Annotated in this window: 1 protein-coding gene and 1 pseudogene; one reads left to right on the forward strand and one right to left on the reverse strand. The window is 68.2% G+C overall.

What is annotated here, in order from left to right:
- Positions 1-477, reverse strand: a pseudogene (locus BIS11_RS17085) (hypothetical protein); the annotation flags it as partial.
- Between the two features lie 115 nt (positions 478-592).
- On the opposite strand from BIS11_RS17085, the gene BIS11_RS17090 reads away from it, so the two are divergent.
- Positions 593-1,592 (forward strand): OmpA family protein (locus BIS11_RS17090; protein ID WP_253586656.1); only part of this gene is annotated, 1,000 nt, incomplete at its 3' end.

Consider the following 1,592-nt stretch of genomic DNA (forward strand, 5'->3'; position numbering starts at 1 on the left):
GATGGCCACCGCCACGCCCGCCGCCAGGGCGGTAAACGCTCCTACTGGAGGGCGCACGAAGCTTCGATCGCGGTGCTCGACCACCTCGACGCCGATCACGACTTCGGCACTGTTGCTGGTAGGCACCGTGGTCACGCTGGCGCCGCGCGTCACCAACTCGCTGGTCAAGAGGGTGCGAAAGCCGCGATCGAACTCGCCGCCGCTGTAAGCGACGTAGCCTTCCGGGGTGGGATCCTGGATGTGCAGGTCGCGAAAGCGTACCCGCTCGCGCTGCAGAATCTGGCCGGCTTCGTGGCGCGCCAGCACTTCCCAGTGGTGGGCGGCCTGCATGCGCTGCTGCTCGGTGTAGGGGTAGGTCGTGGCGATCGGTGCCTGGGACGTGTTGGCATAGAAGCAGCCGCCCAGCGCAAGGCTCGAAAGCCCCACGCCAAGCGCGCACCCGAAACGACGTGTTACGGCTAAAAGGCGGGTATACACCGGCTAGTTCCTTCTCTTCGCAAAAGGGCTTTTTGATAGACTAGGCCTTCTAGCCCGAAGCTTACACCTTGGGTATCGACCGCCAGGTGAAAAACTTGAATGAGTAGAGTTCCCCATGCTTGAAGACCACCGGGGCGGCCCGCGCCACGACTCGCTGCTGTCCGCCTATCCGCAGGAAGACGGCAACAGCGGCTGGATGATCAGCTACATCGATATCATGACCCTGCTGGTGGCGCTGTTCGTGGTGATCATCGCCGCCGCCGATATCAGCCCCGGCGGCGCGCAGGAGGATACCCTGGTCGGCGCCGATCAAGACACGCCCGACCCGGCGGTGGAAGCCCCCTTGCCCGCGCCGATTTCCGGCGAACTGAGCCCGGTCGCGGTCAGCGCCGCGCTCGGGGTGGCCGGCCCGCAGCCTCGGCCCGCGCTCGTCCCCGCGCCGAGCGCCCCGCCGGCGCTGCTGGCGCGCCGCGACGTTGCCATCGAGGCAGCCATCGACGAGGCGCCGTCGCAGGCCACCCCGGTGCTCGAGTGGCTGCTGCCTACGCCGCTGTTCGCCTCCAGTGCCGGCGAAGGCCCACAGGTGCGGTCACCGCCGCCGCTGGCGGACTACATGGTGATCCTCACCGACCGCCCCCCGGTCAACGTGGTGGCCCTCGACGAGACCGCGATCCAGGGCGCCATCGGTGTGACCGAGCGCTTGAATGCGCGCGTGGCCGACTCTCCCTACCTGCCCAATCTCGAAGGCGTCGAGGTCGCACGCGTGGCCGAAGGCATCAGCCTTCGCGTGCAGGACCAGCTGCTGTTCCCCTCCGCCGAGGCCGAACTGACCGACGGCGGCACGGCCCTGGTGGGCTCGCTGCTGGAAACCATCCAGCGCTTCGATGGCGAAGTGTGGGTGGAGGGGCACTCGGATAGCCGGACGATCAACACCCCGGCGTTCTCCTCCAACTGGGCGCTCTCCAGTGCCCGGGCCATCGCCATCGTCGAGGCGCTGGAGGCGGCGGGCGTGGCACCTTCGAGGCTGCGCGCCGTGGGGCTGGCGGATACCCGGCCACTGGCGGACAACGCAACGCTCGAGGGGCGGGCGCGCAACCGTCGGGTCGACGTGAATG

This window comes from Halomonas sp. 707D4, assembly GCF_024158685.1.
Classification (GTDB): domain Bacteria; phylum Pseudomonadota; class Gammaproteobacteria; order Pseudomonadales; family Halomonadaceae; genus Vreelandella.